This window comes from Streptomyces sp. NPDC001373, assembly GCF_042895815.1.
Taxonomy (GTDB): Bacteria; Actinomycetota; Actinomycetes; order Streptomycetales; family Streptomycetaceae; genus Streptomyces.
Genome location: NZ_JBIAWQ010000025.1, coordinates 18,975 through 31,869, shown reverse-complemented (window position 1 = coordinate 31,869; position 12,895 = coordinate 18,975). Strand labels below are relative to the sequence as shown.

At 71.7% G+C, this 12,895-nt stretch carries 13 protein-coding genes; 3 read left to right on the top strand and 10 right to left on the bottom strand.

The genetic code is table 11. From position 1 onward, the window contains the following. Positions 1 to 21 precede the first annotated feature (21 nt). The 5 genes from ACFY15_RS33355 to ACFY15_RS33335 form a co-directional block, all read right to left on the bottom strand. Entirely contained in the window at positions 22 to 351 is a 330-nt protein-coding gene (locus ACFY15_RS33355; protein WP_100865011.1) for a TcmI family type II polyketide cyclase, read from the bottom strand. A gap of 38 nt (positions 352 to 389) precedes the next feature. Continuing rightward, positions 390 to 1,067 (bottom strand): TetR/AcrR family transcriptional regulator, encoded by a 678-nt coding sequence (locus ACFY15_RS33350; RefSeq protein WP_390691115.1) that lies wholly within the window; start codon positions 1,065 to 1,067, stop codon positions 390 to 392. An 84-nt stretch (positions 1,068 to 1,151) separates the two neighbouring features. Beyond that, the gene (locus ACFY15_RS33345) at positions 1,152 to 2,618 is read right to left on the bottom strand and encodes an FAD-dependent monooxygenase (RefSeq protein WP_390691114.1); all 1,467 of its coding nucleotides are present in this window, start codon (positions 2,616 to 2,618) and stop codon (positions 1,152 to 1,154) included. Between the two features lie 237 nt (positions 2,619 to 2,855). After that, positions 2,856 to 3,728, bottom strand: a complete 873-nt coding sequence (locus ACFY15_RS33340; RefSeq protein ID WP_390691113.1) for a hypothetical protein — start codon at positions 3,726 to 3,728, stop codon at positions 2,856 to 2,858. Between the two features lie 67 nt (positions 3,729 to 3,795). Further along, entirely contained in the window at positions 3,796 to 4,566 is a 771-nt protein-coding gene (locus ACFY15_RS33335; RefSeq protein ID WP_390691112.1) for a response regulator transcription factor, read from the bottom strand. 231 nt (positions 4,567 to 4,797) lie between these two features. Here ACFY15_RS33335 and ACFY15_RS33330 point away from each other — a divergent pair, with 231 nt between their 5' ends. Next, a complete protein-coding gene (locus ACFY15_RS33330) occupies positions 4,798 to 5,412 on the top strand; it encodes a ScbR family autoregulator-binding transcription factor (RefSeq protein ID WP_390691111.1) in 615 nt (204 codons plus the stop codon). An 89-nt stretch (positions 5,413 to 5,501) separates the two neighbouring features. On the opposite strand, the gene ACFY15_RS33325 is transcribed toward ACFY15_RS33330, so the two are convergent. From ACFY15_RS33325 to ACFY15_RS33310, 4 genes are all read right to left on the bottom strand, one after another. After that, entirely contained in the window at positions 5,502 to 6,461 is a 960-nt protein-coding gene (locus ACFY15_RS33325) for an SRPBCC family protein (protein ID WP_390691110.1), read from the bottom strand. A 76-nt stretch (positions 6,462 to 6,537) separates the two neighbouring features. Then, the gene (locus tag ACFY15_RS33320) at positions 6,538 to 6,801 is read right to left on the bottom strand and encodes a phosphopantetheine-binding protein (protein WP_390691109.1); all 264 of its coding nucleotides are present in this window, start codon (positions 6,799 to 6,801) and stop codon (positions 6,538 to 6,540) included. A gap of 153 nt (positions 6,802 to 6,954) precedes the next feature. Continuing rightward, the gene (locus tag ACFY15_RS33315) at positions 6,955 to 7,776 is read right to left on the bottom strand and encodes an AfsR/SARP family transcriptional regulator (RefSeq protein ID WP_042811903.1); all 822 of its coding nucleotides are present in this window, start codon (positions 7,774 to 7,776) and stop codon (positions 6,955 to 6,957) included. A gap of 326 nt (positions 7,777 to 8,102) precedes the next feature. Then, on the bottom strand, positions 8,103 to 8,924 hold the full coding sequence (locus ACFY15_RS33310; RefSeq protein ID WP_390691108.1) for a BTAD domain-containing putative transcriptional regulator: 822 nt from the start codon (positions 8,922 to 8,924) through the stop codon (positions 8,103 to 8,105). Between the two features lie 1,170 nt (positions 8,925 to 10,094). On the opposite strand from ACFY15_RS33310, the gene ACFY15_RS33305 reads away from it, so the two are divergent. Beyond that, positions 10,095 to 11,093, top strand: coding sequence for a ScbA/BarX family gamma-butyrolactone biosynthesis protein (locus ACFY15_RS33305; RefSeq protein WP_390691107.1), 999 nt, complete (start codon positions 10,095 to 10,097; stop codon positions 11,091 to 11,093). Positions 11,094 to 11,112: 19 nt separating this feature from the next. Here ACFY15_RS33305 and ACFY15_RS33300 read toward each other — a convergent pair whose 3' ends face one another. Continuing rightward, a complete protein-coding gene (locus ACFY15_RS33300; protein WP_390691106.1) occupies positions 11,113 to 11,952 on the bottom strand; it encodes an SDR family oxidoreductase in 840 nt (279 codons plus the stop codon). A gap of 145 nt (positions 11,953 to 12,097) precedes the next feature. On the opposite strand from ACFY15_RS33300, the gene ACFY15_RS33295 reads away from it, so the two are divergent. Further along, entirely contained in the window at positions 12,098 to 12,754 is a 657-nt protein-coding gene (locus ACFY15_RS33295) for a ScbR family autoregulator-binding transcription factor (protein WP_390691105.1), read from the top strand. Positions 12,755 to 12,895 lie beyond the last annotated feature (141 nt).

Here is a 12,895-nt window from a genome sequence, read left to right as displayed (position 1 = left end):
TCGTCCGTGATTCCTCGGACATCACTCGGTCGCCGTCCAGTCGTAGAAGCGGGTGGCCATCGCGTCGGCCGGGGAGCGCCAGGTCTCCGGGTCGTACGGCTGGATGAAGGGCTGGAGGTCGTAGCTGATGCGCATGAACCGCGGGTCGTTGCGGGACTGCTCGATGCGCTCGCCGCCGTCGTCCTCGGCGAAGTCCTGGAGGTGGAAGTAGAGCCCGTTGTACGAGAACAGCCGCCGCCGGAGCGTACCCATGCGCTCCGGCATGTCCGTGCGGTCGAACTCGGCGAAGATCTTGGCCACCTCGGCGCTCGAACGGACGTCCATCCGCGCCACGATCAGGTTGCTGTGCATTGTTTCTACTCTCTCCGGGGATCGGCGGGGTCAGCGGGTCAGCGGGAGGCCGGGCCGTACAGGCGGATGAAGTCGTCGACTCCGTCGGCGATGAGCGCGTTCTCCTCGAGGCGTCCGAGCGGCAGCGCACCGTGGAAGGAGCGCTGGACGACGGACGAGGGGACCAGCAGGATGAAGCGCTCGGCCGCCTGGTCGGCGTCGGCGATGTCGAGCAGGCCCTGGGCGGCGACCTGGCGCAGGCGCCGGGCCAGTTCGCGGCGGGCCTGGCGGGGGCCGGTGGCCTGCCACTTGTCGACGGCATCGGCGGGCAGGTGGGTGACCTCGGCGCTGATGTGCCGGACGATCGCGAAGTGCTCGCGGAAGGCCTCCAGCGGCGCCAGCCAGGCCCGGCCCAGTGCGATCAGGTCCTCGCGGAGGTCGCTGATCTCCGCGAGGTAGCTCTCGGCGACGGCCGCGAGGGAGGCGGCAACGGAGGCGGAGCTGTCCAGCAGCACGCCCAGCAGCAGCTGCTCGTGGTCGGGGAAGTGACGGCCTACGGCGGCCGTCTCGACCCCGGCCTCGGCGGCGGTGGCGTCGGCGGTGCAGTGCCTCCAGCCCTCGCGGGCCAGGACGGTCCGGGCCGCCCGGACGATGTCGAGGCGCTCCCCGTCCGGGGCGGCCGGGGCGGCGCGGAGGCCTCCGGGGACGCGCTCGATCGTTGCTTGCGGCGTTGCCATGTCGTGGTTCCTCCGGTTGACGTGCTCGTCGGGCCGTGGGGATGCGTCGGCCTCAGGGGGTGCCGGTCGCGCGGGCCCCGGTCGTCACGGGGTCCCGAACCAGCGGTCGAGCGCCATCGGCAGGTCGTGGTGGCTGCCGGGCGCGGCCCATGCCACGTATCCGTCGGGCCGGATCAGCAGGGCTGTGGTGTCGTGCGGTACGTCGGCGGTGCCGGCCCCGTGCGGCCGGGCGGTGACGGTGTCCACCCGTTCCGCCCAGGCGGCGGCGCGCCGGCGCAGCCGCGGGTTGTCCGCCAGGTCGAGGAGCACCCCGCGGGCGGGGCGCAGCAGTTCGGTGCTGGAGGTGGGACCGTCGGGGCCGGCCAGTTCCAGGTGGGGCATGCGCCGGCCGAGCAGCGGGTGGGAGCCCTTGCCGACCTCGTAGGAGATCTCCAGGCCGGTGACCATGGCGGCGAGGTGGCGGGCCACGTCCTCGTACGCCATGAGTTCCCTGAGCGCGTCGCGCAGCGGCTGCACCTCGGCGCCGCTCAGGAACAGCAGCCCCTGGGCGCGGGTGTTCATCAGCAGCCGCCGGCCGACCGCGTGCCGTTCGGTGTGGTAGGTGTCGAGCAGGCTCAGCGGGGCCCGGTCCTGCACCACGGCGGCGAGTTTCCAGCCGAGGTTGAAGGCGTCCTGGATGCCGGTGTTCATGCCCTGCCCGCCGGCGGGCAGGTGGATGTGGGCGGCGTCGCCGGCCAGCAGGACCCGGCCGCGCCGGTACTCGGTGACCTGCCGGGCGGCGTCGCCGAAGGCGCTGACCCAGACCGGTTCGGCGGCCGAGATGTCGTCCCCGGTGAGCCGCTGCCAGGCGGCGGCGACCTCGTCGAAGGAGGGGGCGCTCTCGCGCCGGCGCGGGGGCGTGCCGCGCTCGCAGACCACGATGCGGGTGGTGCCGCCGGGCAGCGGGCCGACCATGACCATGCCGCCGGGGAGGGTCTCGCCGATCATGCGGGGCTTCAGGTCGATGCCCCGGATGTCGGCGAGGAACATCTCCATGGTGGCCGGGGTGCCGGGGAAGTCGAAGCCGGCAGCCTTGCGCACGGTGCTGCGCCCGCCGTCGCAGCCCACCAGCCAGGAGGTGCGCAGGGTGCGGGTGCCGTCCGGGCCGCGCACCTCGACATCGACGCCCTCGCCGTCGTCGTGGACGGAGAGGACCTCCCGGCCGCGCCGGATGTCGGCGCCCAGGCCGGCGGCCCACTCCTCCAGATGGGTCTCGGTGACCGACTGGGGCACGGTCTTCGCCGCCTGGCAGGCGCCGTCGAGCACGCCGAAGTCGAGGGGCAGCCCGCCGAAGTGGCCGAGCGTGCTGCGCTCGATGTCGCCGAAGCGGGCGAGGATGCCGCGCTGGTCGAAGGTCTCCATCGTGCGCGTGGTGAAGCCGAGGCCGCGCGATTCGCCCGTACGCCGCTGCAGACGTTCGAGGACGACGACGGGGACTCCCGCCAGCCTCAGTTCGCCGGCGAGCATCAAGCCCGCGGGACCCGCACCGACGACGATCACAGGGGCGTCCATCACGTCTCCTTGAATTCGCCTCCGGAGACAGTGCACCGGATCTTGACTACAAGGTTCTTCGGACGCGAGCGGCCGTTCAATGGCGTCGGATTCAGGACTCGGTCAGGTTCCACAAGGACCGGTCCGCTGCCTCGCGAACCGGCCAAGGGAATGTCAAAGCGCGGTCAGACGCCTGGATCCGGCTCCTACCGGATCGAGTGCGGACCGCTGCGGAAGATCGTGCGGGAGGAGACCGTCTCAGGTGTGCGCGGCCGCCCGGCGGTCGAAGCAGGTCCGTACGTCGGTCTCGTTGTAGTACGTGCGGCCCGCGCGGTTGCGCCGGCGCCACTTCTGCTCGCTGGCCAGCCGGTAGACGGTGCCGGTCGGCGTGTGCCACAGGCGGGCGATGTCCGCGGCGGTGAGCCAGCGCTCGGTGGCCGCGGCCCGGGGCGCGGCGGACCGTCCGCCGGACTCCATGGACAGGCTGAGCCGGCTCCACTGGTCGCTGGTCCAGCGGTGGGCCGGGTCGGCGTCGCACACGACCGCCCGGTCGGTGTCCCGGTCCGCGTCGCGGCCGAAGTCCCGGTCGGTGTCGCGGACGGCGACGGTGAGGGAGCCGGCGCAGCCGGACTCGGGGCAGGCGCCGAGGCGGATGCTGCGGGTCGGTTCGGGGAAGGCGGCGCGGCGTCCGGCCCGCACCAGGCGGGCGATCTCCTCGGTGGCCTCGGCGGCCGCGGGGTGGGCGGCGAGCCAGTCGCCGTTGCGCCGCAGGAAGGCGGTCAGCGCGGCGACGGTGCGCGGCGGGGAGGCGAAGCCGCGCTCCTGCGCGACCAGTCCGCTCCAGGAGCCCAGCACGGAGACCATCCGGGCCCGTACGTCGGCCGCGGCCCCGTTGAAGGGCAGGCCGGGCAGGTCGCCTCCGGTCGTCCGCTCGCGCAGACTGCCGGGGGCCGCACCGGCGAGCATCCTGCCGCACTCCTCGTAGAGGTGCGCGAGCTCCGCCAGTCCGGCGTCGAGGCGCTCCCGGCAGGGCCGGCACAGCCGCCCGCCGTCGGCCGTGCGCCGGCGGGAGCGTCCGTCGGCCTCCGGACGGCGGCATCCCTCCCCCTGGCACAGCGCCGTCACTGCCATGGTCTCCCCCCTCGGCTCGGATCGGTGTGGACGGGTCCGGCCCTGGCCGGACCGGGATTCGGCCGGCTCAGCCCTGGCCGAACCGGAAGCCGACGCCGCGGATCGTGATGATCCAGTTGGCGCCGATCTTGTTGCGCAGGGTGCTCACGTGGGTGTCGACGGTCCGGCGGGACCAGGAGTCGCCCCAGACCTGCTGCATCAGCATTTTGCGCGGGATGACCGTGTCGGGGTGCGAGGCGAGGAGGTAGAGCATGTCGAACTCCTTGCGGGTGGTCTCGACGGGCTCCCCGTGCAGGGTCACCTCCCGCGTGCCCGCGTCGATGCGCAGCGGTCCGCAGGTGATGGTGGCGGCGGCGGGCCGCGACGGTCTCGCCCGGCGCATGACGGCCTCCATCCGCGCCATCAGCTCGCGGAACCCGTAGGGCTTGACCAGGTAGTCGTCCGCGCCGGCCTGGAGGCCCAGGACCCGGTCCAGCTCGCTGCCCCGGGCGGTGACCGCGATGACGGGGATCTCGTGGGCCGCGCGGATGCCCCGGCAGACCTCCAGCCCGTCCAGGTCGGGGAGTTCCAGGTCGAGGAGGACGAGGTCGGCGTCGGCGTAGCCGCGCAGCGCCTCGCTCCCGGTGCCGACGATGTCGACTTCGTGCCCGTGCCGGCGCAGGCCGCGCGCCAGGGTCTCGGCCTCGGCCGTGCTGCTCTCCACGATGAGGATCCGCCACAGGGCCGACTGGGCCGACGCGTGCGGTGGCACCCTCAGTCCCTCGGCCGGCAGGAACGCACCGTTCGCCCCCGCGGCGGTGGTCTGAGGTTCCAGTACAGCGAAGGTCCGCTGGTTCATCTGCCCCCCTCCCTCAAGCTCAGTCGAGCCAACGTCAACGAAGATACAAACCGCTTCGCCGGTTTGTCAAAGCCCCCAAATCGCGGCAAGGTTCGCGATAAATAGATCAAATCAGGCCACAGCGGGGTATGAATCGCCGCTGATCAGGCCATTCCGGGCCACAGGGACGCTCTTCCCATACCAACGGGGCGGTTTAATAATAGGAGGAAACTGATACAGGAGCTATGCGTGATGAAACAAGAACGCGCCGTCCGAACCCGTCAGGCACTGCTCGAGTCAGCGGCCACGGTGTTCGGACGGCGCGGGTACGCAGAGGCGACGCTGAGCATGATCAGCGTCGGCGCCGGAGTGAGCCCGGGCGCGCTCCACTTCCACTTCGAGAACAAGGCGGCCGTCGCGGAGGCCGTGGAGGCCGCCGGGGCCCGGGCCCTGCGCGAGGTGGCCCGCGAGGTGTACGCGGGGCGGACGTCGGCCCTCCAGGCCCTGGCCGACAGCTCCCAGGCCCTCGCCGGGCTGCTCCTGTCCGACGTCGTGGCCCGGGCCGCCTTCCAGCTCAACCGGGAGCCGGCCTACCCGTCGTCCTTCGCCCTGCCCAAGGAGTGGCACGACTACGTGCACCGGCTGCTCGTCGAGGCGGCGGACGAGAACGCCCTGCTGCCCGGCCTCAACCACCGCAACGTCGCGACGACGGTGGTGGCCGCCACCCTCGGCTTCGAGGCCCTCGGGCGCGACGACCCCCAGTGGCTCGCCCCCCGGACCCTGGCGGGGTTCTGGCGGGTGGTCATGCCCTGTCTGGCCGCGCCCGCCGTCCTGCGGGGACTGGACACGGCCGGGCGCGGGGGCTGACGCGCCCGTGGCCCGCCGCCGCTCGCAGCGGCGACGGGCCACGGACCCGCCCGACAGGGCACGAAGAAGAGGGCCGGCCCCTCACGGGTTCACACCGACCGCAGGGCCCTCACCGGCTCCCCGGCGCACTCCTGCGCCGCCTCCAGCACGGCCCGGCCCTCCCGCCCGAGCACGTCGCGCACGTACCGGCGCGCCCGCCCGAGGTCCGCTCCGGGCCCCAGCACCCGCTCCACCGCGTTCCCGTCCAGCAGCACGTCGTGCCGGCACACCACGGTCACCCCGGCCGGGTCCGGCTCCACGGACCACTCACCGGCGTGCGCCGCGAGCAGGGGGTGCGGCCGGGTCCGCTTGAAGACGATGCGCCCGGCCGCCGGGAAGCACACACGCACCTCCTCCGTCGGGTAGGAGGCGCCGTCCTCGGCCTGGTTGACCAGCCGGGCGCGCTGTACCCCGGGCCGGTCCTCGACGACCTCGGCCTCCGCGACGTGCGCCACCCGGCCGGGCCAGGACCCCGCCTCGTACAGGAAGGCGTGGACCGGCTCGGCCGGGCCCTGGAGCCGTACGGACTCCTCCAGGGACACCAGCAGCCCGTCGAGGCCCCGCCAGCGTTCGGCGACGGCCCGCAGCCCGTCCGCAGCCGCCCGCCCCCGCTCTCCGGCGGCGGCGAGGGTCCGCCCCGCCGCGGGGCCGTCCTCGACGGTGATGTCCTGCTCCAGGAGCAGGCGTGACCAGCCCGGCGCCAGCTCCTCCACGCGCCAGCTGCCGCCCACCCCCGTCACGGGGCCGGCGGGGCGCTCCTCGCGGAAGTCGACGCGCCGCCGCCCGGGGTCCAGGGCCCTGCGCCACGACGACCGCCGCAGCTCCCCGTCCACCCCCGCCCAGTGCGCGTACCGCTCGACGGCGCCGTCGAAGTCCAGCCGCTCCGTGTGGACGGTGTCCGGCAGGAACAGCGGCCACGGCGCGGTGTCGGCCACCAGGGCGTACAGGGCTCCGGCCGGCGCGGCCGCGTCGACCGCGTACGACAGCCGGTGCACTCGCTCGACTGACATCGGACACCCCTCTCTCAGCGCTTGGCACAGATCGTGTCGTGATCCGCCGGAGTCCGGATGGACCGCCGCTGGAGTCTCAGACCGCGGCCCGGCTGCCCAGGACCCGGTTGACCAGTTCGAGGAAGCGCCGGGGGGTGTCGCCCCGTTCGATGAGCTCCCCGTCGAGGAGGACGTCGAACTTGCGCTCGATGGAGCCGGTGGTCTGCAGGACGGAGAGCGAGTCGTAGCCGAGCTCGTCCCAGTAGAGGTCCTGGACGTCCTCGGTCAGCTCGACGCACTCCTCCTCGCCTCCCCAGATCCGCAGGATGCGGGTCAGGTCGGTGAGTTCGAGCCGGTGCATGGTGTGCCTCTCTCCCGGTCGGCCGGCGTGGCGACGCATACCGCGTCGCCACGAGCCTGGCCGAGCGTTCTGGAGGGCCGCTCACGCCGGGCCCCAGCCGCGCTGGAGCCCCGCCACCACACCGTCGGGCCGTCCGGCCGCCCCCTGATATACCTAGGCGGCGTACAGATCGAAGGTCGAGCTGCGGCGCGGTCCCGCGACCACGTCCAGCGCCGGGTCCACCCGCAGCATCGCCTGGTGCAGACGCTGGAGCTGCTGCGAGGGCTCCACCCCCAGTTCGCCGATCAGCCGGGCGCGCAGCCGGCGGTAGACGTCCAGGGCGGTCGCCTGCCGGCCCGAGCGGTAGAGGGCCACCATGGCCTGCGAGTGCAGGCCTTCGTGCTGGGGGTTGCGGGCCATCAGCTCGGTGAGCTCCGCGAGGAGTTCGGTGTGCCGGCCCAGCCGGAGGTCGACGTCGATGCGCCGCTCGGTGGTCACGAGCCGGCTCTCGGCGAGCCGCAGCACCTCGATCTCCAGGATCGGCCCGACCCGTACGTCGACCAGGGCGGGGCCCTGCCACAGGTCGAGCGCCTTGCGCAGCAGGTCGGCGGCGCGCTCGTCGTCGCCCTCGTCGAAGGCGTTCTGGCCGGCGGCCGCCAGGGCCTCGTAGGTGTGGACGTCCACGGACTCCTGCGGGATCTGGAGCAGGTAGCCCCCGTGCCGCGTCGCGAGCACGTCCTTGGCGGTGCCCGGCGCGCCCGGCCCCATGGCCGTGCCGAGCCTGCGGCGCAGCTGGAGGATGTACGTCTGCAGGGTGGTGAGCGCGCTTTCGGGCAGCTTGGTGCCCCAGATCTCCTCCATGAGGGTCGGTACGGGCATCACCCGGCCCGGGTAGAGCGCGAGAAGCGCCAGGATCTGACGCGGCTTGCCCGCCGTAGGAACGATCGATGCCCCGTTGACCTCGGCACTCAACGGACCCAGAACCTGAATCTCCACGATCTCCCCGTCTCCCCTCCACATTTCGTCGAGATACCCTCGGTTATCAGTATTCGACCCGATGACGGTAAGCCAGCCCAGGGCAACATCACCGGGCGCTCAAGCCGACGTCGAGCGGACCTCCGAAACGGGGGAACAGACGGCGGATTCCCGGCACAAGATTCCGACAGAAGGTCAAACCTCGTGCTCAGCCCGTGGATCGGGCTCTTCGTATCTGTTCCGATTCCCGGCTGTGCAAATTACTTCTCAGGTTTTCCGGCAGCTTCTGCAAAAGACCTGACAAAGATTTCTCATTTCGGACGCCGGTCTCCGCGCTCCCCCCGGGGTCAGCCGACCCGCGCGAGCCGCTTCCGCGCGCTCTCCGGAGTTTCCGCCGGGCTCTCGGGGCTGCTCATCAGGATCGAGCGCTGGAGGCTGCGCAGGGCGGAGGAGGGCTCGATGCCGAGTTCGCGCACCAGGGTGGAGCGCAGCCGCTGGTAGACGCTGAGCGCCTCGCCGCGCCGGCCGGAGCGGTGCAGGGCGAGCATGAACTGCCCGTGCAGGTTCTCGTGGATGCGGTAGCGGCTGGCCAGCACGGTCAGCTCCGCGAGCAGCTCGCGGTGCCGGCCGAGGCGCAGGTCGGCCTCGATACGCTGGTCGAGCGCGCACAGCCGGGTCTCCTCCAGCCGCCGCGTCTCCATGTCGAGCTGCACCCCGCCGTCGACGTCGGCGAAGGCCGGCCCCGACCAGAGGGCCAGCGCCTCGCGCAGCAGCCGCGCCGCCGTGGGGAAGTCCCCGGCGTCCATCGCCCGGTAGCCCATCCCGGCCAGCCGGTCGAATTCGCGGACGTCACTGGTGCCGCCGCCGCTGTTGAGCATGTACCCGCCGGGCAGCGTGACGAGCACGTCCTTGGCGGTACGCGACCCGTCGGTGCCCTCGAGCGCGTTGCCGATGAGGCCGCGCAGCTGCAGTACGTACGTCTGGAGCGTGGTCCGGGCGCTGCGCGGCGGTTCGGTCCCCCACAGCTCCTCGATGAGCGCGGCCACCGGCACCACCTGGTCCGCGTGGAGCGCGAGCAGCGCCAGGACCTGGCGGGGCTTGGCGGCGGTGGGAGTGATCGAGACCCCGTTCTCCCGCACGGTCAGTGCGCCCAGTACATCGATGTCCACGCCGTACTCCCCTGCTTCGTCCTTGGATGAACCCTCGAAGTTCGCTGGAACGAGGAAAAAACAGCCGAGCCGGTTTGTCAATACCAAACCGGCTGTTCCGTTTCCCACCTCGATGGACGCCCTTTCGAGCGAGCCGCAACCGCCTCGACCTGCGCTTTCACCTAGCCCCACCTGCTGGAACGAATCCTTCCACCCCCTCCCGGGCGCCTCAGAAGGGGCTCAAAATGTCGATCTTCAGACCCTCGAACGGCCGAAAACATACCGATGCGTTGAACCGACCCGATGGATCCCCCGGCGGCCCTCACCGCCCGGAACGTCCGCAGAGCACAGAGAGGCGCCAACAGGACCAGGCTTCCCAGAAAACCAGAACCTTCACAAACCGCTTCAGCGGTTTGCTCGCCTGTATACCGGCTCAGTCGGCGGCGGAGACCAGCCTGAGGCCCACTGGAGCCTCGCTCAAGGGGGCGCGCGGGTACGGCGCCCGGCGCGTCCCCGACGGCGGGCGATCGGGCCACGGCCCAACGGCCGCAACGGCCACCGCACCGTCGCCCCACCAGCCCGCCGCGGACCGGTCCGCCCGGGGACGGCTTCCGTTCTCCCGCCGCGCCGGTACGGATCCACGGCGCGACGGAGTGCCCGGAAACGCGTGTGGATTCATGACCGCAAACCGCGAACATCGCCGGCCGGGGCCGCTCGCCCTGCCCTGCCGTCCCCCACACCCGCCCGGGCGCCCCGTGGCCGGACCCGCCGGCCCCGTCCCCCGCGCCGCACCCCATGGTCTGCACAGGGCTCGCCGGCGGCAGCCCCCGCACCCCCCGGTCGACCGGACGCTCACCCGGCGGGTCCGACCGCGGCCGGCCCTGACCGCCGCCGGAGCGGACGCCGGGTGCGCAAAGGAAGCCCCGGGATGCGAATCGGCCATTCCGACCCCCAGGACATGCACCTACCCCATCAAAGGACCACTCTTGGCCCGCTTCTGATGCTTAAGGTCAGATGGCGGAGATCCGGCACATGCGGACCAGCACGCACCAGGAGTCACAGGTGGCCGGAATGCAGCACTCCGATTTTTTCGGAATCCGGAACCCGGCTCCCTCTGGATAAAAAACCGGTTGGTATATATTTTTCTTCGAAGTCACACCTGTAACTCGCCAGCGCTGCCTAGGGGGACCAATGAGCGCGAGCACGTTTCATGTTGAGCGCACAGCGATCTACGACCCGGCGTGGCGTGCCGCAGCTCCACCCCTCGAAGAGCGCGGCTCCCACTTCCCCTCCCTCACCTCAACCGTTCCCAAGGAACTGGTGCACCGCGCGGCCGTGGCGGAAGTGCTGCTCACGGACTGGCGCCGCATCGACGACACCCGTTTCGAGGTGAGCGCGCAGTGGCCCCGCAGCCACAGCTTCTTCACCCCGATCGCGGGCACCCACCACGATCCGCTGATCTGCGGCGAAACCATCCGGCAGATCGGCAGCCTCCTGGCGCACGCCGAGTTCGGGGTGCCCTTCGGCTACAACTTCCTGTGGTGGGACGTCGAGTTCTCCGTGCGCCCGGAACACCTCCGGGTCGACCGGACTCCCGCCTCGCTCGACATCGAGGTCACCTGCACCGAGGTCAAGCGGCGGGCAGGGCGCCTGGCCTGGCTCAGATACGAGGCGGTCGTGCGCCGCGACGGGCACGTCGCGGCGCGGGGACGGATGTCCTTCGCCGCCATAAGCCCGTCCGTATACCAGCGGGTGCGCCCCGCGCACACCCTGGAGGCCGACCACCGTCCGCTGCCGCTGACGGCTCCGGTCGCACCGCAGAGCGTGGGCCGGCTGTCACCGACCGATGTGGTGCTCTCTCCCGTCAACGAGCCCGACCGCTGGCAGCTGCGGGTCGACATCCACCACGCGGCCCTCTTCGACCACCCCGTCGACCACGTGCCGGGCATGCTCCTCCTGGAGGCCGCCCGCCAGGCCACGGCGGCCACCCTGGGACGCTCGTCCCTGCTGCCGATCAGCATCGCCGGCGACTTCAAGCGGTACGCCGAGCTGGACTCCCCCTGCATGATCGAGGCCCAGCGCCTGTACGGCGACATACCGGGGTCGAACGACGCCGTGCTCGTGACGGGCCACCAGGACGGGCAGCCCGTCTTCACGGCCACCGTGACGGCCGATTCCTGCACCGACTGACCGTCCGGCCGCCCCTCTCCTAGGAGAAGGCCGACAGATGGTCCCGGGCCCACGCCCTGTATGAGCGCGCCGGCCTGCCACAAACGTCCTGAACCGTATCCTCCACCCCGGCCTTGGCACCTTCGCGCTGCCGTTCGGCGCTCCGCAGCAGCGCGTCGACCACGGCATCCGGATGGCGTGCGCTCCATTGGGCACGTGCCTGGCCGGGCTCCATCTCCTCGAAACGCAGCGGACGGCCCAGCAGATCGGACAGCTGGGCCGTCTGCTCCGCTGCGCTGAGCGCCTCCGGCCCGGTCAGCGTGTAGGTGCGGCCGGCGTGCCCGGGCCCGGTCAGGGCGCGCACGGCCACCTCCGCGATGTCCCGCGGGTCGATGCAGGAGTTCACGGACGTCCCGTAGAGAGCCCGCACGACCCCGTCCGAGCGGATCGAGGACGCCCAGGACAAGGAATTGGACATGAACGAGCGCGGGCGCAACAGCGTCCAGTCCATCCCGGAGCCGCGCAGCAGGTCCTCGTTGTCCCGCTGCCACCGGGTGATCAGGTCCTCGGCCCGGTGGTCCTCGACCGCCGCGGCCGAGATCTTCACCACATGCCGCACCCCGGACGCCCGCGCCGCGCGGAGGAACCGTCCGTCGTCGCGGCCGACGGCGCTGGTCAGGAGAAACATGCGGGTCACCCCCGCGAGCGCCGCCGCCACCGACTCCGGATCCTCGTAGTCGCCCCGCACGATCTCAACGGTTCCCGCTGCTCCCCGGACCCGCTCCGGCTCCCGGGCCATGACGCGGACCCGGCGGTCGGGAGGGAGCATCCGCAGCACCTCACGGCCCACCGTCCCGGTGGCCCCCGTCACGAGAATCATCGTGTCTCCTCCTGGTCGGTCTTGCGCCACGCCCGAGCCGAAGGGTTGGCGTAGCGATTACCCGCTGTAAGATACGTACGGGACGGACGGTTTGCGTATAGAGCCTTCCGAAAGATGCAGAGAACCTGTGGAGGAAGGAGGCGGCATGGCCGAGCAAGTACGCGCCATTCGCACACGCCGGACGATCCTGTCCGCGGCGGCCAAGATCTTCGAGGAGCGCGGCTATCAGGCGGCCACCATCTCCGAGATCCTCACCACGGCCGGGGTGACCAAGGGAGCCCTCTACTTCCACTTCCAGTCGAAGGACGACCTGGCCCAGGGGGTCCTCAACGCGCAGAACCAGAACCTCGTGCTGCCGGACCGCGCTTCCAAGCTCCAGGAGATCGTGGACATCGTCATGCTCCACACCTACCGTCTGCAGACCGACCCCATGGTCCGGGCAGGAGTGCGCCTGACCATGGACCAGCTGGCCGGCGACCTCGACCGCAGCGGACCGTTCCGCAACTGGGCCGCCCCCGTCCGGGAACGGCTGGAGAAGGCGCAGGCACAGGGCGAGCTGCTCCCCCATGTCATCCCGCACGAAACCGCCGACGTCATCGTGGGCACGTACGCGGGGATCCAGTCCATGTCCCAGGCGCTCACCGACTACGAGGACCTGACCGTCAGAACCAGCGCCCTGCTGCGCCATCTGATGCCCAGCATCGCGCAGCCCTCGGTCCTCGCCTCCCTGCACATGACCGAGGACCGGGCGGCCGAGGTCTTCCGTGAAGCCTCGGCAGGGGCGTCCGACCAGCCGGCGTAGCCGTCGGCCGACGCCGAGCGCCGCACACACCGTTCGGGAGCCTGCGCACCGCGCCGGTCCCCGCCCCTCGCCAGGGTCCTCGCGTTCGACCGGGGCCGGCCTTCCTGTGAGGACAGAGGGTCCGCGCACCCGGGGAGTGCC